Source organism: Stenotrophomonas sp. PS02300 (genome assembly GCF_029959395.1).
In the GTDB taxonomy this organism is placed as follows: Bacteria; Pseudomonadota; Gammaproteobacteria; order Xanthomonadales; family Xanthomonadaceae; genus Stenotrophomonas; species Stenotrophomonas maltophilia_AD.
Map to the genome: position 1 here is coordinate 12,249 of NZ_JASCOP010000035.1, position 21,824 is coordinate 34,072.

Genomic DNA, 21,824 nt, shown 5'->3' on the forward strand with positions numbered 1-21,824 from the left:
CGCCGTTGAACATCAGAAGTGAACCTGCGCCCGAAGCTCGAAGATCTCCGGCTTGGTCCGCACGCCACGGCGGCTGGCATCAGCCCACACGTAGTTCGCCTGGAACTTGAAGTGGCTGGTCAGGTACCAGTTCGCCCCCACGGTCCAATCATGCTGGCGGCCACCGAACACATCGGCGTCGTCCAGGTCGATGCGGCTGTAGCGGGCCAGCAGTTCCACCGCGCCGTAATCGTGCGCCGGCTTCACGTTGGCCACCGCGCCCGCGCTGTACGGACGCGATTCGCCGGTGACGATCCAGCTGCCCATCACGTACTGGCCATCGCCGGTGTAATCCGGCTTGCCATCACGGGTGACGGTGGTGCGCAGTGCTTCGGCCTGCACCGAGAACGGGCCGTGGATGTAGATGCCTTCCAGGCCGGTGCGACGGATCTGGTCGGCGGTGACCAGCGCGCCCGAATCCACCAGGCGGATGTCGGTCAGGCCGGCTTCCGGGCGCGCGCGCAGGCGGGCGCTGGCGTCGTGGTGCACGTCGCGGCCGTCGCGGTAACCACGCGGGTTTTCCTGCGAATAGGCCAGGCCCAGGTGGATCACATCGCCCGGTGCCTTCACCGGGGTCCACACGCCGCGCACGGCCTGGGTGGTGCCGGGGTTGTCACCCTGCAGGTCCTTGCCGCCATAGGCGCCCACCTGCATCAGGTACTGCGGGCGCTCCAGCACCCACTCGGCACCGGTGCGGCGGCCAGCGTAGAAGGCCTGCACGGGCAGGGCGGTTTCCATGAAGCTGCCGGCGCGCGAGGAGGTGTTGGCGTCCAGGCCGACCGGGGTCTTCATGTAGCCGAAGCGGAAGCGGCCCACGTCCTTGCCGAACACGGCCTTGCTCTCGAAGCGGAAGAACACGTCCAGCCAGGTGTCGGCCTGGAAGTCGTAGTACACCATCGCGTCGTACACGCCCTTCTTCTTCAGGGTCGCGCCGAACTCCTTGCGGCGCACCGCATCGTCATCTTCGAACGCGTCGGCGCCGGAGAAATCGTTGAGGTCGTAGGCGATGTTGGCAGTGGCGGCCAGTTCGGTGCCGTCGCTGAAGGCGACCTTGGTCGGCCAGTTGTCCCAGTCCGCGGCGGACGCGGCGAGGGGGGCGGACAGGGCGGTGAGTGCAACAAACAGGGGGGTCAGGCGCATGGAATTATGGTCTGGCTTCTAAAAGTGGGGCAGAACAACAACGGCCGCGAGCGGGAAAACTGTTGGGCCACAAGGCCCGGAACGACACGGCCACCCGCCGCCGTGGGGGCGCGGTGCCGTTGCAGTGTAGGCACTGCAGTTGGCTGAACAGGGGGGCTAGTACCAATAGGTTATCTGCGTGGCGATGCAGCCGGCGTAAAAAGACCACGCCCGATGCCGCCGCCTGCGGCCGGCATCCCCGTGACACTGCCGGAGTTTCCCATGCACGTTCCCACCGCTGCCCCGCTTGCAGCCAAGCCGTTGCCGTTCTACCGCCAGCTGTATTTCCAGGTGGTGGTGGCGATCGTGCTGGGCGCCATCCTTGGCCATTACGAGCCGGCGTTCGCCGAATCGCTCAAGCCGCTGGGCGATGGCTTCATCAAGCTGGTGAAGATGATCATCGCCCCGGTGATCTTCCTCACCATCGTCACCGGCATCGCCGGCATGACCCACCTGCGCACCGTGGGCCGGGTGTTCGCCAAGTCGATGGCCTACTTCCTGTTCTTCTCCACCCTGGCGCTGATCGTGGGCATGGTGGTGGCGCACGTGGTGCAGCCCGGCGCCGGCATGAACATCAACCCGGCCGACCTGGACCAGACGGCGGTGCACAGCTACGTGGAAAAATCCCACGAGCTGACCCTCACCGGCTTCGTCATGGACATCATTCCGGCCACGCTGGTGAGCGCCTTCGTGGATGGCAACATCCTGCAGGTGCTGTTCGTGGCGGTGCTGTTCGGCATTTCGCTTGCCCTGGTGGGTGAGCGCGGCCGCCCGGTGCTGACCTTCCTGGAGGCGCTGACCGGCCCGGTATTCCGCCTGGTGCACATCCTGATGAAGGCCGCGCCGATCGGTGCGTTTGGCGCCATTGCCTTCACCATCGGCAAATACGGGGTGGGCTCGCTGATCAACCTGGCCTGGCTGGTGGGCTCGTTCTACCTCACCGCGTTCCTGTTCGTGGCGGTCATCCTGGGCGTGGTCTGCCGCCTGTGCGGGTTCTCGGTGTTCAAGCTGGCCCGCTACCTGAAGGCTGAGCTGCTGCTGGTGCTGGGCACCTCGTCCTCGGAATCGGCGCTGCCCTCGCTGATGGAAAAGATGGAAAAGGCCGGCTGCAGCAAGTCGGTGGTGGGCCTGGTGGTCCCCACGGGCTACTCGTTCAACCTGGACGGCACCAACATCTACATGACCCTGGCCGCGCTGTTCATCGCCCAGGCCACCAACACCGAACTGACCCTGGGCCACCAGATCGCGCTGTTGCTGGTGGCGATGCTGAGCTCCAAGGGCGCTGCCGGCGTGACCGGGGCGGGCTTCATCACCCTCGCCGCCACCCTGGCGGTGGTGCCGGAAGTGCCGGTGGCCGGGATGGCGCTGATCCTGGGCGTGGACCGCTTCATGAGCGAATGCCGCTCGCTGACCAACTTCATCGGCAATGCGGTGGCCACCGTGGTGGTCTCGCGCTGGGAAAACGCGCTGGACCGCGACCGCCTGGCGCTGGCCCTGGATGGCCGCGAGGCCGAGCTGCCGCCCCTGGCCACCGACGACCTGCCGTCGCCGCTGCCGGCCCCGGCGCGCTGAACACGCCCCTCCCCCTGATGTGTGTGTAGCAGGGGGGTGCCGCCCTTCGGGGCGGTACCCCCTGCTTTTTTCGTGCAGTACCCTGATGGTGCGCTCTGTCATCAGGACGCGGCAGGCTGGCAGTACATACGCCAGCGAACGGCCTTCGAATTGTGCAGTCGCAGCATGGCCGCGACAGCGTAGCGACAGGTCCGCCCACGCCAACGGGGGTATGATCCCCTGTTCCTCTCGCCCATTCATCTGCAGAAAGCGATGTCCAACGAAGATTTCAAACAGGCCGCCCTCGACTATCACCGCATGTCGCCGCCGGGCAAGATCAAGGTCACGGCGACCAAGCCGATGCTGACCCAGCGCGACCTGTCGTTGGCCTATTCGCCGGGCGTGGCACACGCCTGCGAAGCCATCCTGGCCGACCCGCAGCAGGCCAGCGAGCTCACCGCCCGCGGCAACCTGGTGGCCGTGATCTCCAACGGCACCGCCGTGCTGGGCCTGGGCAACATCGGCCCGCTGGCGGGCAAGCCGGTGATGGAAGGCAAGGGCGTGCTGTTCCAGAAGTTCGCCGGTATCGATGTGTTCGACATCGAAATCAATGAAAACGACCCGGACAAGCTGGTCGACATCATCGCCTCGCTGGAGCCGACCTTCGGCGGCATCAACCTGGAAGACATCAAGGCGCCGGAATGCTTCATCGTGGAGCGCAAGCTGCGCGAGCGGATGAACATCCCGGTGTTCCATGACGACCAGCACGGCACGGCGATCATCGTCGGCGCCGCGGTGCTCAACGCCATGGTCGTCACCGGCAAGAAGATTGAAGAGGTGAAGCTGGCCACCACCGGCATGGGCGCCGCCGGTGTGTCGTGCGTGAACATGCTGGTCTCGCTGGGCCTGAAGCCGGAGAACATCCTGGCGTTCGACCGCGAAGGCGTGATCCACACCGGTCGCAGCGACCTGGACCCGGAAAAGAAGCGCTATGCCCGTGATACGGACAAGCGCACGCTGGCCGAGATCGTCGATGGCGCCGATATCTTCCTGGGCCTGTCGGCCCCGGGCATCCTCACCGCGGACATGGTCAAGACCATGGCCAAGGACCCGGTGATCTTCGCACTGGCCAACCCCACCCCGGAAATCATGCCGGAAGTGGCGCGCGCGGTGCGCCCGGATGCGCTGATCGGCACCGGCCGTTCGGATTACCCGAACCAGATCAACAACGTGCTGTGCTTCCCGTACCTGTTCCGTGGTGCGCTGGACGTGGGCGCCACGGCGATCAACGAAGAAATGAAGATCGCCTGCGTTCACGCGATCGCCGCGATGGCACGCCGCGAAGCCAGCGACCTGGGCTCGGCCTATGGCGATGACACCCCGAGCTTCGGCCGCGATTACCTGATTCCGCGCCCGTTCGACCGCCGCCTGCTGGTGGAGCTGTCGGCCGCCGTGGCCCAGGCCGCGATGGATTCGGGCGTGGCTACCCGGCCGGTTGCCGACATGGGCGCCTACCGCGAGAAGCTGGCCCAGTTCGTCTACCGCACCAGCCTGATGATGAAGCCGGTGTACGACCGTGCGCGCGCCGACAAGCAGCGCGTGGTGTATGCCGAAGGCGAAGAAGAAGTGGTGCTGCGCGCGGTGCAGAACGTGGTGGATGAAGGCCTGGCCTTCCCGATCCTGATCGGCCGCCCGGACGTGATCGAATCGCGCATCGAGCGCATGGGCCTGCGCATGAAGGCCGGTGTTGATTTCGACGTCACCAACATCAACGACGACCCGCGCTTCAACGAGTATTGGCAGTACTACCACAACCTCACCGGCCGTCGCGGCGTGACGGTGGCGGCGGCCAAGAACCTGATGCGCTCGCGCCCGACCCTGATCGCGGCGGTGATGGTGGCACGCGGCGAAGCCGATGCGCTGCTCACCGGCGTGGTGGGCCGCTTCCACAAGAAGCTGGGCTACGTGCGCAGCGTGCTGCCGCTGGAATCGAAGGTCACCTCGACCTCGGCCATGACCGGTGTGATCAACCAGCAGGGCGTGTTCTTCTTCGTGGATACCCACGTGCAGGAAGACCCCACGGCCGAGCAGATCTGCGAAGCCACGCTGCAGGCGGCCTACCGCATGAAGCTGTTCGGGATCGAACCGAAGGTGGCGCTGCTGTCGCACTCCAACTTCGGCAGCCACGATTCCAAGGACGCGCTGAAGATGCGCACCGTGCGCGAGCTGCTGCTCAAGCGCAACCCGCGTTTGAACGTGGACGGTGAAATGCAGGGCGACACCGCGTGGGATGAAGCGCTGCGCCAGAAGCTGCTGCCCGACAGCACGCTGAAGGGCCGCGCCAACCTGTTCGTGCTGCCCAACCTGGAAGCGGCCAACATCGCCTACAACCTGGTGCGCGTGTTCACCGACGGCGTGGCGATCGGCCCGATCCTGATGGGCGTGGCCAAGCCGGCGCACATTTTGACCACCAGCGCGACCTCGCGCCGCGTGCTCAACATGACCGCCATTGCGGCGGTGGATGCGCAGATCCGGAAACAGCTCGAGGCAGAAAAGGCCTGAGGGTTGGTAGCTACCGACCGTTGGTCGGTAGACCTTGAAGAAGGGATCGGTGCACCGCACCGGTCCCTTTTTCGTTTCCGGTAGCGGCAACATCGCCGCAGCCCCACGGTCACTCCCGTGCAACCTGCCAAGGGCCAAATACCCCCACGCGGCCCGGCCGTGGCGGTGGTCCGCTGGACCCCGCCACCCTGGGCCCGACCACTTCCCCCCCTCTGGAACGGCGCCATGCGCACTCGTCCTGCAAAGCGGTACTTCAAGCAGTTGTTCGCGTTGTATGCGGGTCTTGTAAGCGGCAGGTAAACCAAAAGGGGGCGCATCGCGCCCCCTTTTCTTCACGGTGCGGCAGGCGCCAGCAGCTCCACCTCGGCCAACTGCATCCGCCCCGGCCCCTCGATCCGCAACCGGTATTCGGCATAACGGCCCGGCTTGGCAATCCGGAACGGGCGGGTCTGCTGCTGCCACTCGAACGTTTCACCGCTGCGCTGGTCCAGCGTGACCCAGCTGCCCCCGGCCTTGCGCGCTTCCAGGGTCCACTTTCCGCCCCGGATCGGCGCATTGCCGCTGGTCAGCGTGTACATCGACGGCGTGCCATCGGTCACGCCCGTGAACACCACGCTGCCCTTGCCGCCGAACGGCACCACGGTGCCGGCATCATCATCGGTCAGCGCCGCCAGCACCTTCCCATCGTCCAGCTGCGCACGCGCGCCGCTGCCCAGCAGGTCATGCAGAATCGCCGGGCGTTCACCCCGCGCGGTCAACGAGCGCGGCGCATCGTCCGGCCCGGTGCCCCACTTGGACGGCGCCGGACCCATCTCGAAGTCCAGCGTCGCGCCCTTGGCGATCACATCGTGGGGCACCCACGTCTTCGTCCACGGCTGGCCGTTGATCTTCAGCGACTGCACGTAGATGTTGCGGTCCGAGTTTTCCGGAGCGTTCACGGTCAGCACCGCGCCGCCCTGCAGTTCCACCTTGGCATGCTTGAACGCCGGCGAGCCGATCGCGTATTCCGGAGAGCCCATGCGCAGCGGGTACAGGCCCAGCGAGGCCAGCACGTACCACGCCGAGGTTTCGCCGTTGTCTTCATCGCCGGGGTAGCCCTGGCCGATCTCGCTGCCCACGTACAGCCGCGACAGGATCTCGCGCACGTGCTGCTGGGTCTTCCACGGCTTCCCGGCGTACAGGTACATCCACGGAATGTGGTGCGAGGGCTGGTTGCTGTGTGCGTACATGCCCATGCGCACATCGCGCGCTTCGGTCATTTCATGGATGGTGCCGCCGTAGGAACCGGAGAACGTCGGGTCGGCGGTTTCCGGCGTGCTGAAGAACGTATCCAGCTTCTCGGCCAGCTTCTCGCGGCCGCCGTACAGGCCGGCCAAGCCTTCGCCATCGTGCGCGGCAGTGAAGGCGAACGTCCAGCCGTTGGATTCGGTGTAGTCGTGGCCCCACACGCGCGCGTCGTAGTCCTTTGCAGCCACGCGCCAGCTGCCATCGTCCTTGCGGCCCTGGAAGAAGCCGGCGGCCGGGTCGAACACGGTGGCGTAGGTGCCGGCGCGGGCGCGGAAGTAATCCGCTTCGGTGGTGTAGCGCTCGCGTGCGGCCGGGCTGTCGGCGGTTTTTGCCAGCGCGGTGGCCATGTTGGCGATGCCGAAATCGTTGAGCGCGCCTTCCATCGTCCACGACATGCCTTCGTGCACGTCGGCGCTGGCGTAGCCACGGAACGTGGATTTATCCATGCCCTTGCGGCCGACATGGCGATCCGGCGGCACCACGGTGGCGTTCTTCAATGCGGCCTGGTACGCCTCGTCCGGATCGAAGCCCTTGATGCCCTTGAGGTAGGCATCGGCGAAGGCCACGTCCGAACTGGTGCCCACCATCAGGTCGGCATAGCCCGGCGAGGACCAGCGCGCCACCCAGCCACCGGCGCGGTACTGCTCCAGGAAGCCCTGCACCAGCTGCCCGGCATCGTCCGGAGTGAACAGCGCGTACGCCGGCCAGGTGGTGCGGAAGGTGTCCCAGAAACCGTTGTTGACGTACACCTTGCCATCGCGGATCGGCGCGAAGCTGCGCACCGCGCTGCCATCGGTGTTGTCGTCGGCGGCGCTGGCCTGGCTGGCGTAACGCCAGTCCGGGGCGGCAGCGGTACCGGCGTTCTCGAAGCCGGAATTCGGGTACAGGTACAGGCGGTACAGGCTGGAATACAGCGTGGTCTTCTGGTCGTCGCTGGCCTGGCCGATGTCGAAGCGGGCCAGGCGCTGGTCCCAGGCATCCTGTGCGCGGGCGGCGACGGTGGCCAAGGTGTCATCGCTGGCCAGTTCCAGCGCCAGGTTGTGGCGGGCCTGCTCGACCGAGATCAGCGAGGTGGCGATGCGCATGGTCACGCGACGGTCGCTGCCCGGGTCGAACTTGATGTAGCCGGTGGGCCGGCCGCTGGCGATGGTGCCGCTGCTGCGCCACGGCCGGTCGAAGCTGGCCACCACGTACATGCGGGTGGCGCCGTTGGACAGCCCGCTGCGCGTATCGGTGTAGCCCGACAGCGTCTGCGTGGCCGCATCCAACGTGAGCCCGCCACGCGCGTCGACGTTGTCGAACAGCAGGTTGGCATCGCCGTCCTTGGGGAAATCGAACTGGAACAGCGCGGCGTGGTCGGTTGGCGCGATGGCGGCGGCAATGCCGTTGTCGAAGCGCACCGCATAGCGGTACGGGCGCGCGCTTTCGTTGTCGCGTGAGAACGACAACGCACGCTTGGCGCGGTCCGCGTTCGGCACGCCACGGGTGGCCGACGGCATCACCTGGAAGGTCTGGCGGTCGCCCATCCACGGGCTGGGCTGGTGGCTCAGGGCCAGTGCCTGCAGCTGCGGGCGGTTGGCCGCGTTGTTCTGCTCGTTCCAGCGGTACAGCCAGTTCAGCGCGCCGGCGTCGGTCACCGGGGTCCAGAAGTTGAACCCGTGCGGTACGGCGGTGGCCGGGAAGTTGTTGCCGCGCGAGAAGGTGCCGTTGGCCTGGGTGCCGCGGGTGGTGAGCACCCAGTCGGAGGGGCGGGCCGGGGCGGTGCGCGGCTGGCTGTCCAGGCGCACGTCGTCGATCCAGCCCGAGACCGGTGCGTTGGTGGCGCTGCCCAGATCGAGTTCGATGGCGACCACGCGGCGCCCGCGCAGCGCCTCCACGTCGCCCAAACGCACCGACTTGTGCGCCCATTGCTGCGGGTAGAGGGTCTTGGAATCGCCCTGGGCCCTGGCGCCGAGCGCGATGCCGTGCAGGTCGCGCGCGGCGCTGGCCGAGACCCGGCTGCCGTCGTCCAGCACCAGGTCCAGCGAGACATAGGTGGAGGCCACCGTGTCCTCGCCCACGATCTCCGGCAGCACCAGCCAGGACAGCGTGGTGTCGGCGTCGATGGTCACATCGGTGGTGAACAGCGTGGTGGTGGCGCTGCCACCGGCACTGGCGTAGTGCAGGGCACGCAGTCCGCTGTAGCCGACCCCGGGCTTGGCCGCATATGGCGCTTCCGGGCCCTTGCCGGTCTTCAGCTGCACGCCGCCCTTGCTGGCCTGCGGGGCCGGTTCGCCCGGCTCGAAGGAGGTCTGCAGGCCCTGCGCGAAGGCGGGCAGGGCCACCGGCGCGCAGGCCAGGGCGAGGGCCAGCGGAAGCAGGGCGCGGCGGGCAGGGCGGGGGTGCGGCAGGGTCATGCAGGGATCTCCCGGGTGGGACAGGCGGCAGGCGGAGCCCGCATCGGCGACCTCGGCAGACAGCACCACGCCGGCCGCCCGCAAGGGCAGTCGAAGCGATGCAGGTCCGGCGGGGGACGGGCCATGCGATCGGGTGTTTGATCGGAACGCACCCGATCCTGCAACACCCGGAGCGGGTCTGGCAAGTGAAATTAGTTCGATCTAAACCCGGAAAAATCGCATATCGGCGTTTTGCCCGTGACGTCCCGCACGGAACCGGCCGCGCCGCGCCCGGCGCCCCGGGTGCTAGAATCGAGCCCCTCGCAATTCCTTTCCGTGCCCCGCCATGAGCCATACCGCCACCGCGCCCGCCAATGCCGAAAAGCGTTACACCGTGCACCGCAGCGACCTGCCGCTGAGCTGCCCGACGCCGGAGATGGCGCTGTGGAACTCGCACCCGCGCGTGTACCTGCCGATCGAAGACGAGCCGAACTGCGAAGCCGCGTGCCCGTACTGCGGTTCGGTCTTCGTGCTGGCCGACTGAGCAGGCGGAACCGAACGTGCGCCGACTGACCGTGGTGCAGCTGCTGCCGGCGCTGCACTCCGGCGGGGTTGAGCGCTCTACGCTGGAAATTGCCGCCGCGCTGGTCGTGGCCGGGCACCGCGCCATCGTGGTCTCTGCCGGTGGCCGGCTGGTCGAGCCGCTGCTGGCCAGTGGCGCCGAACACCTCACCCTGGATATCGGCCGCAAATCGCTGTGGACGCTGCGCCATGTGCGCACGCTGCGCAACCTGCTGGCCGAAACCGGCGCGGACATCGTGCATGCGCGCTCGCGGCTGCCGGCCTGGCTGGGCTACTACGCCGTGCGCAACCTGCCGGCGGCCGCCCGCCCGCACTGGGTCACCACGGTGCATGGCTTGAATTCGCCCAGCCGCTACAGCGCGGTGATGACCAGCGGCGAACGGGTGATCTGCGTGTCCAACTGCGTGCGCGAATTCGTGCTCCAGCATTACCCGAGCGTGCCGCCCGAGCGCCTGCAGGTGATTCCGCGTGGCGTGGATACCGCGCAGTTCCCGCGCGTGGGCCGGCAGGACCGGCGCCCGCGCCTGGCGGTGGCTGCGCAGCATCCAACGCTGGCCGGCGATGCGCCGCTGCTGTTGTTGCCGGGGCGTGGCACCCGCCTGAAGGGGCATCACCATGCGCTGGGGCTGCTGGCCGGGCTGCATGCTGCCGGCGTGCCGGCGCTGCTGTGGATGCCGGGCACCCGCGAGCCGGGGCGTGAGCGCTACGCGGCCGAGCTGGAAGCACAGGCGCGCAGCATGGGCATCGCCGATGCGGTGCTGATGACCGCGCCCACGTCGCGCATCGCCGAAGCCTATGCGGCCAGCGATCTGGTGCTGCAGCTGTCCGACAAGCCGGAGGCCTTTGGCCGCACCGTGGTCGAAGCGCTGTCAGTGGGCCGACCTGTACTGGGCTGGAACCAGGGTGGGGTGGGCGAGCTGCTGCAACACCTCCAACCATCCGGCGCGGTACCCTTGGGCGACGCCGGGGCATTGCAGGCGCGTGCGCTGCAGTTGCTGGCGCAGCCGCCGTCGCTGCCCTCGCGTATTCCGTTCACCCTGCAGGCGATGCAACGTGACACGCTCCAGCTCTATACCTCCCTCGCTGGCTGAGCCGGTCAGGGCGCCCGGTTCGCCGGGCTTCCGCGCGGGCCGCTGGGCGCCGTGGTGGGTCATCGCGTTCGTGGCGTTGCTGCCGCTGCCGGGCATTGCCGAAACCGTGCTGGGCCTGGGCGCGATCTACGCCGCCGCACGCATGATCCAGCTGCGCCTGCAGGGCAAGCAGCGCATGCTCAGCAGCCCGGCGTGGGCGCTGACCAGCATCCTGTTCCTGGGCTACTGGCTGCCGCAGGCGTTTTCCGCCTTCGATGCGATCGATCCGGGCACGGCGTGGCGCAAGACCGCCGCCGGCCTGCGCTACCTGCCCTTCATGTGGCTGGTGGCGATCGCGGTGGCAACGCCGGAGCGGCGGGCGCTGACCCTGAAGGGCATCGCGATCATCACCGGGGTGTGGACGCTGGATGCACTGGCGCAGGCCGCGTTCGGTACCAGCCCGTTGTTCTGGTCGATGGACCAGTTGAAATGGGCGATCAGTGGCCATGGCCTGTGCCCGCCGGCGGAGATGGCGGCAGCCGATCGCCTGAGTGGCGTGCTGGGGCCGTGCAACCTGAAATTCGGCCAGGTGCTGGCCAGCCTGTCGCCGTTCCTGCTGTTTGCCGCTGCCGCACGCTTCGGCCGTTGGGGCTGGATGGGGGTGGCCGCCGCCGTCGGTGCCGTGCTGGTATTGGCCGGCTCGCGCGCGGCGTGGCTGACCTATGCGCTGGTGCTGGTGTTTTCCGGCTGGCGCCTGCTCGGCGCGCGCGGCCTGCTGGCCTGCGTGGCGGTGGGACTCGCAGCGGCGGTGGCACTTGCCGCTGGCTCGCACCAGGTACGCGAGCGGCTGGAACGCACCGCGATGGCGTGGGAAGGCGAGAGTGATGGCGTGAACCAGGCATTGTCCGGGCGCGCGCAGATCTGGGCTGCGGCGGGCTGCATGATCGAGCAGCATCCGATCAACGGCGTAGGCGCACGGGGTTTCCGCGATGCCTACCCCGACTGCAATCCGCGCCCTGAAGAACAGGAAGTGTGGGGCGCCGGCCCGGCGTTGCACGCGCACCAGATCCTGCTGGAGATCCTGGCCGAAACCGGCGTGCTCGGCTTGCTGCTGTGGCTGGCGGCTGCGGCGCAGGCGTGGCGCGCGTGGCGCTTCGCCCCGCTACCGGCGCGCGAACGCGCCCGCCCGGCGATGCTTGCCCTGGCGGTCACGGTGTTCCCGTTCAACACCCACCTGGCGTTCTATTCCACGTTCTGGGGCGGCCTCACCTTGCTGCTCGCCGCCCTCTACGCAGGCAGCCTGCTGGCCAGCGACGACCCGTAATGCGACCGCGTTATTTGTAGAAATTACTGCGGCCGCCGGGCTGGCGCTTGAAGCGGCGGTGGATCCACAGGTACTGGTCCGGGGCCTCGCGCACCATCGCTTCGATGGCCTGGTTGACCCGTGCGGTGTCGGCTTCCACATCCTCGCTGGGGAAGTTCTCCAGCGGCGCGCCGATCTTCAGGAAATACTTCCCGCCTTCGCGGCGGTGGAAATACGGAATCACCGCGCAGCCGGTCATCCGCGCCAGCTGGTGGGTGGCGGTGATGGTCGAGGCGGTGTGACCGAAGAACGGCACGAACACGGTGTCCTTGCCGCGCATGTCCTGGTCCGGCGCGTACCACAGGAAGCCACCCTTCTTCAGGTGCCGCACCGTGGCGCGGATGTCCTCGTTGGCATACATCGCCTTGGCATAGCGCAGCCGGCCGAACTTCACCGCCCACTCGTACACCGGGTTGCGGTGCTTGCGGTACATGCCCGACAGGTCGACGTGGTCGCACAGCAACCGCCCACACATCTCCAGGGTCATGAAGTGGCCCGACACCAGCAGCACGCCACGGCCCTCGGCCTGCATGCGGTGCAGGTGCTCCAGGCCTTCCACCTGCACCTTGGGGCGGATGCTGTCGATGCTGCCCCACCAGGCCCGGGCGAATTCGAAGATGCCCACGCCCAGCGCGTCGAAGCTGTCACGCAGCAGGCGCTGGCGCCAGGCGTCGTCCTTTTCGGGGAAGCACAGCTTGAGGTTCACCTCGGCCGCGCGCCGGCGGCTGCCGGCCAGCCGGTAGGCCACGGTGCCCACCCCGCGCCCGAGCGCGCGCTGCAGGCCCCAGGGCAGGCGGGCCACGGCGAAGGCGACCAGCATGAAAGCGAAGGTCGGCCAGTGGCGGGGATTGCGCAGGGACGGCCGGGTGGCGGTGGAAGCGTTATCTGACATACCCCCGATTCTAAGTCATGCGCCTGTCGGGGTGCGTCAGCAACGCCGCTCCCGTATCCTCTGCGCATGCGTAAAAGTCCCGTCGAATGGATCCTGCGCGGCCTGTATTCGGTCGTGCTGTACCTGTTGTTGCCGATCACCGTGTACCACCTGGTCTGGCGCGGTTTCCGGGTGCGCGAGTACTTCCAGCGCTGGGACGAGCGCTACGCTTCCTACCCCGATTCCACCGCGCAGCCGCGGGTCTGGCTGCATGCGGTGTCGGTGGGCGAAGTGAATGCGGCCGCGCCGCTGGTCAATGCGCTGCGCCAGCTGCGCCCGGACATCCGCTGGGTGATCACCACCATCACCCCCACTGGCTCGGAACGGGTCCGCTCGCTGTGGGGCGATGCGGTCGACCACGTGTACCTGCCGTATGACGTACCGGGCAGCGTCGGCCGCTTCCTGGGCCACTTCAAGCCCAGCCTGGCGCTGATCCTGGAAACCGAGCTGTGGCCGAACCTGCTGTTCGGCTGCCGCGACCGCGACATTCCGGTGTACATCCTCAATGCCCGGCTGTCGGCGCGCTCGCTGCGCGGCTACCGCCTGCTGCGCCCGCTGATCGGGCGCACCCTGCGCACGGTTACCTGCGTGGCCGCGCAGTCTGCCGACGACGCCGAGCGCTTCATCCAGCTCGGTGCGCTGCCCGAACAGGTGCAGCCGCTGGGCAACCTGAAGTTCGACATCGCCACGCCGAACGTGCGCGAGTTCACCGCCGATTTCCACGCCGCCGTGCCCGGCACGCGCCCGGTGTGGATCGCGGCCAGCACGCACGAAGGCGAGGAACAGGCCACCATCGACCTGCACCGCCGCCTGCGCCAGGAAATTCCTGGCCTGTTGCTGTTGTGGGCGCCGCGCCATCCCGAACGCTTCCCGCGCGTGGAAGCGCTGGCACGCGAGCAGGGCTGGAAGGTCAGCACGCGCCGCCAGCAACGCTGGCCGCAGGCCGACAGCGATGTGTTCGTGATCGATACGCTGGGCGAGCTGATGGCGTTCTACGGCTGCGCGCAGGTGGCGTTCGTCGGTGGCAGCCTGCAGCCGATCGGCGGCCACAACCTGCTCGAGCCGGCGGCAATGGGCACCGCCACGGTGACCGGCCCGCACCTGCATAACTTCGCCGAGATCTCCCGGCGCATGCGCGAAGCGGGCGCGGTGTTGATCGCCGACGACGTGGCAGGCGTGGGCGATGCACTGCTCACCCTGCTGCGCGATCCGGAAGCACGGGAAGACATGGCCAGTGCAGGGTGTGCGTTGGTCAGCAACGGCCGTGGCGCGCTCAAGCGCACGGTCGAGTTGATCGCCCCGCAGCTGCCACCGCCGCTGGAATGAACGACTTCGTCACTCCGTGGGCCGGCCGACGGCCGGCGCTACCGGGATGCATCTGGAGGAAAGCCCCCTGAGTCAGGGGGCGACCGCGAAGCGGTGGGGGTCTGGGTGCTGGTAAGGCAGGGGCCCACGGTTTGCGTAGCGAACCGTGGGGCGTCAGCGCGCATGCGATGACGTTTACCTGACCTGGGTGCTCGGCGTTGCGGCCTGCAGGGTCAGCAGGCGGTTGATGTCCTGCAGGTCGGCGATGTCCAGCGTGCCGACTGCCTGGCCCAACAGCAGACGGTTCTGCAGGAAGGTGTAGCGGGCGTTGGCGTACTCGAGCTGGGCCGAGAACAGGATGCGCTGGTTCTGGATCACGTCCAGCACGGTGCGGGTACCCACTTCCAGGCCGACCTGCGACGCGTCGTACGCGCTCTGCGCCGAGACCACCGCCAGGCGGCGCGCTTCCACTTCGCTGATGCCGGCCACCAGGGTCTGGTAGGCGTTGCGGGTGTTGCGGTCCAGGGCGCGCTTCTGCTGCTCGTAACCGTCCTGGGCGATATCGCGCTGGGCCAGGGCCTGGCGCACGCCGGACTGGGTGGCGCCGCCGGAGAAGATTGGCACGCTCAGGGTCAGGCCGATGCTGTTGCTGCGCTGGTCCGGGCTGAAGTTCGAACCGCTGCCCACCACGTCACCCCAGCTGGCCGAACGGCCGGCGGTGGCACCCAGCGACAGGGTCGGGTAGTGGCCACCGCGTGCGGCGGACACGCTCGATTCGGCCGCACTCACCTTCAGCTCCTGCGACTTCAGCGCCGGGTTCTGGGCAACTGCTTCGTTGACCAGCTGGTCAACGGTGGCGTACTTGGCCGGCAGTTCCGGGCGGAAGTCGGCCGGCAGGGCGCGCAGGTCGGTGACCGGCTGGCCGGTCAGTTCGGTCAGCGCCTGGTAGGCGTCGGCCAGGGTGTTCTGCGCAATGATCGTGTTGGCGCGGGCCTGGTCGTACTGGGCGCGCGCTTCATGCACGTCGGTGATCGGGGCCAGGCCCACTTCCAGGCGCTTGTCGGCGAAGTCGAACTGCTTCTTGGCCGCCGCTTCATTGGTCTGCGCCGCCGACAGCGATTCGATGCCCACCAGCACGTTGAAGTACGCCGCCGAGGTGCGCGTGATCAGGTCGTCGTTGGCCGAGTCCAGGGTGAAGTCCGCCGCCTTGCTCAGCTCGCGCTGCGAACGCAGGTTGGAGATCTGCGTCCAGTTGAACAGCGTCTGCGACGCGCTCAGGCCGTAGTTGCGGTTCTTGGTGGTGAACGAGGTGGAGCTGACGTCGTGGTTCGGCGTGGTGCGGTTCTGCGTGAGCGAAGCCTCGCCATTGATCTGCGGCAGCAGTGCGGCACGGGCCTGCACGGCGCCTTCCTTGTCGAACAGACGGGTCGATTCAGCCGCAGACAGCTGCGGATCGCCGTTGCGCGCCATTTCGTAGACCTGCAGCAGGTCGGCGGCAGAGGCGGTCATCGGCAGCAGGGCGGCGGCCAGCGCAATAGCGAGGGATCGGCGGATCATTGCGGCTTCCTTGGACTCAGAGGTGGAACTGGGGTGCCGGCGCGGCACCGCGCAGGTAATCGATATCGGTTTCAAACAGCGAATCGCTGATGCTGCCATCGGCATTGACCAGCACCGCTTCCATTGCCGGCGAATGGCCACGGATCACGAACAGGCGGCCACCGGGACGCAGCCACTGGGTGAAGCGCGCGGGGATGGTCTCCACCGCGCCGGTAACGCAGACGGCGTCGAAGCGGCGCTCGGTGTCCCAGGTCAGGGCATCGGCAGTTTCAATGCGGACGTTGGTACCCAGGCCGGTGACATCCAGGCGCGCACGCGCGGCCTCGGCCAGGGCCGGGTCGATTTCCAGGCTGAGCACTTCGCGGGCCAGGGCGCCCATGCAGGCGCTGAGGTAGCCGCTGCCGGTGCCGATTTCCAGCACTTCATCGCCCGGCTGCAGGTTCAGCGCCTGCAGGGTGCGGCCTTCGATGACCGGCTTCATCATCTTGCGGTCGTCGCCCAGCGGCAGCTCGACATCGGTATAGGCGAGGGTACGGTTCGCATCGGCGACAAACGCCTCGCGCGGCAAACGTGCCAGTACGTCGAGCACACGGATGTCCAGCACGTCCCAGGGACGGATCTGCTGTTCAACCATCAGTTCGCGGGCGTGGGCGTAATCGATCGTCATGAGGTTCTTAATCCAGCGCAGTGGGCCGGCCATTTTACCGGTGCCGGGAGCCGGCGGCGCGCTGAGAGCATCGCTGCCGTCGCGCCGGGGTCGCAGTGCCGGAAGTCACCGCGACCTCCGGTCCATTCATGTTGTCATCACCGCCCGGGGCGGGTGGCGTAAGCCCTCAGGAAGAAGGTCACGCTGGCCTCGACATGGGCGTCGGCGTCGCACTCGGCCGGGGCCGTTCGCAGCCCGCACATCATATGCGTATGCAGCTCGCCTTTGATGAGGGTGAAGAACTGCAGGGCGGCGGTCTGGAAGTCGCTGATCTCCAGTTCGCCACGCTCGGTGCGGGCCCGCAGGAACTCGGCCAGGGCATCGCTGGTGCGCTGCGGGCCGGCCACCCAGAACATCTCGCGGATGCGGTCGTCGGTATCGGGGGCCATCATCACCCGCTGCACGGCCACGGCGGCCGGCGAGGTGATCATGGTGAAGAACGCCCGGCCGATGCCCAGCAGCTGCTCGCGCAGCGCGCCGTCGGCGTCGGTGACGAACAGCGCGTCCGGCAGCATCTCCATGCAGGTGGACTTCACAGCTTCGGTGAAAAGGGTCTCTTTGTCGCCGAAATGGCTGTAAACGGTCAGCTTGGAAACGCCGGCCTGGGCCGCGATGCTGTCCATGCTGACGCCGCCATACCCCTGGTCCACGAACAATGCCTTGGCCGCGTCGAGGATGGCTGCGCGCTTGCCCAGATCCTTGGGGCGGCCGGGTCCGGCTGCCTTGGCGGCAGGCTTGGACGGCACGGCGGAAGTGGTCGGATCGGTCATGCAAACAATACTAGACCAATCGGTTCGATATTTATACTATACCGACTGGTTCACTATTGGCCGTCATGGAATAGAGTGTCGCTTCCAGACGGTCTCCCCCGGTACTTCAAGGTCCAGGACCTCATGAACAACTTGCGATGGATGGGCAGTGGCCTGCTGGCGTTGATGCTGGCAGCGTGTGGCAAACAGGATGCCGAGCCGGCCGCACCGATCCCGGTGCTGGTGGTGCAGCCGGGCACGGTGAGCGGCCAGGAAGTGGCGGCCTACCCGGGTGAGGTGCATGCCCTGCAGGAAAGCCCGCTGTCGTTCCGGGTCGGGGGCAACCTGATCAAGCGCCACGTCGATGCCGGCCAGCGCGTGCGCAAGGGCGACCTGCTGGCCGAACTGGATGCTGCCGATTTCGCCTCGCAGGCAAGCGCCTCGCAGGCGCAGCTGGCCGCGGCCGAAGCCGACCTGGTGCGCGCCCGCGATGACCAGAAGCGCTACGCGAAGCTGGCCGAGCAGCAGCTGGTCAGCCAGTCCACCCTGGATGCACAGACCGCCGCCTTCAAGGCCGCGCAGGGCCAGGCCAATGCCGCCCGCGCCAACCTGGCGGTGGCCCGCAACCAGACCGGCTACGCGCAGCTGCGCGCACCGGCCGATGGCGTGATCGCCAGCCGCCAGGCCGAAGCCGGGCAGGTGGTCGGCGCCGGGCAGACGGTGTTCACCCTGGCCGCCGACGGCGGACGCGAGGTGCTGATCGCCCTGCCGGAAAGCAACATCCGCGATTACCAGGTCGGCCAGGAGGTGCAGGTGGAGCTGTGGAACAAGCCGGGCCAGATGCTGCCGGGCACGATCCGCGAGATCGCCCCGGCCGCCGATGCGCAGGCGCGTACCTACGCCACCCGGGTCAGCCTGGCGCCGGAAGCAGCCGCTGAAGTGGAGCTGGGCCAGAGCGCGCGCGTGTTCGCCGCCGCCGGCCGCACCGGCACGCTGCAGCTGCCGCTGGGCGCGGTGCTGCGCGGCGCCGATGGCAAGGCCAGCGTGTGGGTGGTGAACCCGTCCAACGGCGCGATCAAGGCGACGCCGGTGACCGTGGGTGCCTATGGCCCCGACGCGGTGCCGGTGCTGTCCGGCGTGGCCGCGCAGGATTGGGTCGTGGCCGCCGGCGGGCACCTGCTGCGCGACGGCCAGGCGGTCACCCCGGTCGATCGGCAGAACCGCCCGGTGCTGAAGCCGGCCGCTACGCCCGCTGCACCGGCCAAGGGGCACTGACCCCGTGCGCCGCTTCAATCTTTCCGAATGGGCGCTGGGCAACCGCGCGCTGGTGCTGTTCGCGATGCTGGCCTTCGCGATCATCGGTGCGTGGTCGTATAAGCACCTGGGCCAGTCCGAGGATCCGCCGTTCACCTTCAAGGTGATGGTGGTACGCACGATGTGGCCGGGTGCCACCGCCGAGCAGGTCTCGCGCCAGGTGACCGAGCCGATCGAGAAGGCGCTGCTCAACACCGGGCAGTACGAGTTCATCCGCTCGTACTCGCGCCCGGGCGAATCGCAGGTGATCTTCGTGGCCCGCGACAGCCTGCGCTCCAAGGCGATTCCGGACCTGTGGTACCAGGTGCGCAAGCGCGTGGGCGACATCAAGCCGACCCTGCCGCGCGAGATCGTCGGCCCGTTCTTCAACGATGAATTCGGCGATACCTTCGGCAACATCTACGCGTTGACCGGGCAGGGCTTCGACTACGCGGTGATGCGCGATTACGCCGACCGCATCCAGCTGGAACTGCAGCGCGTGCCGGACGTGGGCAAGATCGAACTGGAAGGCCTGCAGGACGAAAAGGTCTGGATCGAGCTGTCCAACACCAAGCTGGCCACCCTCGGCGTTTCGCTGCAGCAGGTGCAGCAGGCACTGGCCGACCAGAACGCGATTGCCGCCACCAGCTTCTTTGAAACCCCTACCGACCGCGTGCAGCTGCGCGTGACCGGCCAGTTCCAGAGCGTGGACGACATCCGCCGCTTCCCGATCCAGGCCGGTGACCGCACCGTGCACCTGGGCGATATCGCCGAGGTCAAGCGCGGCTTCGCCGACCCGGCCTCGCCGAAAATGCGCTTCATGGGTGAAGACGCCATCGGCATCGCGGTGGCGATGAAGGACGGCGGCGACATCCTCAAGCTCGGCGCCACGCTGGATGCGGAATTCGAACGCCTGCAGAAAACCCTGCCGGCCGGCATGCAGCTGCGCAAGGTCTCCGACCAGCCGCACGCGGTGGAAGAATCGGTGGGCGAGTTCGTGCAGGTGCTCACCGAAGCGGTGGTGATCGTGCTGCTGGTGAGCTTCTTCTCGCTGGGCCTGCGCACCGGCCTGGTGGTGGGCGTGACCATTCCGCTGGTGCTGGCGATGACGTTCTTCGTCATGCACTACTTCGACATCGGCCTGCACAAGATCTCGCTGGGCGCGCTGGTGCTGGCGCTGGGCCTGCTGGTGGACGATGCCATCATCGCGGTGGAGATGATGGCCACCAAGATGGAGCAGGGCTACGACCGCCTGCGCGCGGCCAGTTTCGCCTGGGAAAGCACGGCGTTCCCGATGCTGACCGGTACGCTGATCACCGCGGCCGGTTTCCTGCCGATCGCCACGGCGGCGTCCAGCACCGGTGAATACACCCGTTCGCTGTTCCAGGTGGTGACCATCGCGCTGGTGGTGTCGTGGATCGCGGCGGTGCTGTTCATTCCGTACCTGGGCGACAAGATGCTGCCGGACCTGTTCAATCCGCAGCCGCCCAAGCCGGACAGCCTGGCCGGGCGCTGGCGCGCCAGGCGCCTGCAGTGGGCCGACCGCCACCCGGCATTCGCGCGCTGGATCGCACCGAAGGAACTGGCGCACGACCACGACCCGTACCAGCGGCCGTTCTATACGCGCTTCCGCCGCTTCCTGGATGCCTGCCTGCGCCACCGCTGGTGGGTGATCGCGGCCACGGCGGCGCTGTTCGTGTTCTCGCTGCTGATCTTCCGCTTCGTGCCGCAGCAGTTCTTCCCGGATTCGACCCGCCCGGAACTGATGGTGGACATCGAGCTGGCCGAAGGCGCGTCGCTGCAGGCCACGCAGGCGCAGGCGACCAAGCTGGAGAAGCTGCTCAAGGGGCGCGACGGCATCAGCAACTACGTGGCCTACGTGGGCACCGGTTCGCCGCGCTTCTACCTGCCGCTGGACCAGCAGCTGCCGGCCACCAACTTCTCGCAGTTCGTGGTGCTGACCGAAAACGCCGAAGCGCGTGAGGCCACCCGCGACTGGCTGCTGAAGGAGGTCATTCCGCAGTTCCCGGACGTGCAGATGCGCGTGACCCGACTGGAGAACGGCCCGCCGGTGGGCTACCCGGTGCAGATGCGCATTTCAGGCGAACACATCGAGCAGGTGCAGGCGATCGCACGCAAGGTGGAAGCCAAGGTGCGCGAGAACCCGCACGTGATGAACGTGAACCTGGACTGGAGCGAGCCGAGCAAGGTGGTGCGGCTGGTGATCGACCAGGACCGTGCACGTGCGCTGGGCGTGAGCAGTGCGCAGGTGAGCCAGCTGCTGGGCACGTCGTTGTCGGGCATGAGTGTGAGCACCTACCGTGAGGGCAACCGCCTGATCGAGATGCTGCTGCGCGGGCCGGACAACGAGCGGGTGCGGCTGGACATGCTGGGCAGCCTGGCCATTCCCACGGCCAGCGGCACCTCGGTGACGCTGTCTCAGGTGGCGCGCCTGGAATACGTGTTCGAGGACGGCATCATCTGGCACCGCAACCGGTTGCCGACGGTGACGGTGCGCGCGGATATCGGTGATGGCAGCCAGGCGCTGGACGTGGTGCAGCAGATCCTGCCGACGCTGGAAGGCATCCGTGCGGAGCTGCCGTCCGGCTACCTGCTGGAAACCGGCGGCACGGTGGAAGATTCGGCACGCGGCCAGAACTCGATCAAGGCCGGCATGCCGCTGTTCCTGATCGTGGTGGCCACGCTGCTGATGCTGCAGCTGCGCAGCTTCTCGCGTGCGGCGATGGTGCTGGTGACCGCACCGCTGGGCATCATCGGCGCAACCTTGTTCCTGCTGCTGTTCCGCGCGCCGTTCGGGTTCGTGGCGCTGCTCGGCACCATCGCGCTGGCGGGCATGATCATGCGTAATTCGGTGATCCTGATCGACCAGATCCAGCAGGACATCGACGCCGGCCACGACCGCTGGCACGCGATCATCGACGCCACCGTGCGCCGCTTCCGCCCGATCGTGCTGACCGCGCTTGCCGCGGTGCTGGCCATGATCCCGCTGTCGCGCAGCGCGTTCTACGGCTCGATGGCGATTTCGATCATGGGCGGGTTGATCGTGGGCACCGTGCTGACGCTGGTGTTCCTGCCGGCGCTGTACGCGGCGTGGTTCCGGGTGAAGCCGGATGAAGCGGGCAAAGCCGAAGAAGCATCGGCGCCTTGATTCACTCCTGGCGGGGCGGCCGACGGGCAGCCCCCTACGGGACACGCCGTAAACCCATCCCTGGGGGCTTGGCAAAAACATCCATGTTTTTGACAGTCCCTACGGG

14 protein-coding genes are annotated in these 21,824 nt (G+C 67.7%); 8 read left to right on the forward strand and 6 right to left on the reverse strand.

What is annotated here, in order from left to right:
• Positions 1-12: 12 nt before the first annotated feature.
• A complete protein-coding gene (locus QMX79_RS08875) occupies positions 13-1,179 on the reverse strand; it encodes a porin (RefSeq protein WP_282246415.1) in 1,167 nt (388 codons plus the stop codon).
• Between the two features lie 261 nt (positions 1,180-1,440).
• On the opposite strand from QMX79_RS08875, the gene QMX79_RS08880 reads away from it, so the two are divergent.
• Together QMX79_RS08880 and QMX79_RS08885 are read left to right on the forward strand one after the other, a co-directional pair.
• Positions 1,441-2,790, forward strand: coding sequence for a dicarboxylate/amino acid:cation symporter (locus QMX79_RS08880; RefSeq protein WP_282246416.1), 1,350 nt, complete (start codon positions 1,441-1,443; stop codon positions 2,788-2,790).
• Between the two features lie 252 nt (positions 2,791-3,042).
• Positions 3,043-5,331 carry an NADP-dependent malic enzyme gene (locus tag QMX79_RS08885; RefSeq protein ID WP_282246417.1) on the forward strand — a complete coding sequence of 763 codons (2,289 nt, stop codon included), beginning with the start codon at positions 3,043-3,045 and terminating at the stop codon, positions 5,329-5,331.
• Between the two features lie 332 nt (positions 5,332-5,663).
• Here QMX79_RS08885 and QMX79_RS08890 read toward each other — a convergent pair whose 3' ends face one another.
• The gene (locus tag QMX79_RS08890) at positions 5,664-9,014 is read right to left on the reverse strand and encodes a GH92 family glycosyl hydrolase (protein WP_282246418.1); all 3,351 of its coding nucleotides are present in this window, start codon (positions 9,012-9,014) and stop codon (positions 5,664-5,666) included.
• A gap of 325 nt (positions 9,015-9,339) precedes the next feature.
• Between QMX79_RS08890 and QMX79_RS08895 the strand changes: the two genes are divergently transcribed.
• The 3 genes from QMX79_RS08895 to QMX79_RS08905 are packed head-to-tail and all read left to right on the forward strand — an operon-like array spanning position 9,340 to position 11,969.
• Positions 9,340-9,537 carry a zinc-finger domain-containing protein gene (locus QMX79_RS08895; RefSeq protein ID WP_068853951.1) on the forward strand — a complete coding sequence of 66 codons (198 nt, stop codon included), beginning with the start codon at positions 9,340-9,342 and terminating at the stop codon, positions 9,535-9,537.
• 16 nt (positions 9,538-9,553) lie between these two features.
• A complete protein-coding gene (locus QMX79_RS08900) occupies positions 9,554-10,666 on the forward strand; it encodes a glycosyltransferase (RefSeq protein WP_282246419.1) in 1,113 nt (370 codons plus the stop codon).
• Positions 10,659-11,969, forward strand: coding sequence for an O-antigen ligase family protein (locus QMX79_RS08905; protein ID WP_282246427.1), 1,311 nt, complete (start codon positions 10,659-10,661; stop codon positions 11,967-11,969). The genes QMX79_RS08900 and QMX79_RS08905 overlap by 8 nt, the downstream gene beginning before the upstream one ends.
• A 10-nt stretch (positions 11,970-11,979) precedes the next feature.
• Here QMX79_RS08905 and QMX79_RS08910 read toward each other — a convergent pair whose 3' ends face one another.
• Entirely contained in the window at positions 11,980-12,900 is a 921-nt protein-coding gene (locus QMX79_RS08910; RefSeq protein ID WP_282246420.1) for an LpxL/LpxP family Kdo(2)-lipid IV(A) lauroyl/palmitoleoyl acyltransferase, read from the reverse strand.
• Between the two features lie 66 nt (positions 12,901-12,966).
• Here QMX79_RS08910 and waaA point away from each other — a divergent pair, with 66 nt between their 5' ends.
• Complete coding sequence (gene waaA / locus QMX79_RS08915) at positions 12,967-14,265, forward strand: lipid IV(A) 3-deoxy-D-manno-octulosonic acid transferase (RefSeq protein WP_282246421.1); 1,299 nt, start codon at positions 12,967-12,969, stop codon at positions 14,263-14,265.
• A gap of 174 nt (positions 14,266-14,439) precedes the next feature.
• On the opposite strand, the gene QMX79_RS08920 is transcribed toward waaA, so the two are convergent.
• From QMX79_RS08920 to QMX79_RS08930, 3 genes are all read right to left on the reverse strand, one after another.
• Positions 14,440-15,801, reverse strand: a complete 1,362-nt coding sequence (locus QMX79_RS08920; RefSeq protein ID WP_282246422.1) for a TolC family outer membrane protein — start codon at positions 15,799-15,801, stop codon at positions 14,440-14,442.
• 16 nt (positions 15,802-15,817) lie between these two features.
• Positions 15,818-16,468, reverse strand: coding sequence for a protein-L-isoaspartate O-methyltransferase (locus QMX79_RS08925; RefSeq protein WP_282246423.1), 651 nt, complete (start codon positions 16,466-16,468; stop codon positions 15,818-15,820).
• Between the two features lie 137 nt (positions 16,469-16,605).
• The gene (locus QMX79_RS08930) at positions 16,606-17,277 is read right to left on the reverse strand and encodes a TetR/AcrR family transcriptional regulator (protein ID WP_282246424.1); all 672 of its coding nucleotides are present in this window, start codon (positions 17,275-17,277) and stop codon (positions 16,606-16,608) included.
• Positions 17,278-17,400: 123 nt separating this feature from the next.
• Between QMX79_RS08930 and QMX79_RS08935 the strand changes: the two genes are divergently transcribed.
• Positions 17,401-18,531: an efflux RND transporter periplasmic adaptor subunit gene (locus QMX79_RS08935; protein WP_282246425.1), complete on the forward strand. Its 1,131-nt coding sequence runs from the start codon at positions 17,401-17,403 to the stop codon at positions 18,529-18,531.
• A 4-nt stretch (positions 18,532-18,535) separates the two neighbouring features.
• A complete protein-coding gene (locus QMX79_RS08940) occupies positions 18,536-21,718 on the forward strand; it encodes an efflux RND transporter permease subunit (RefSeq protein ID WP_282246426.1) in 3,183 nt (1,060 codons plus the stop codon).
• Positions 21,719-21,824: the final 106 nt, after the last annotated feature.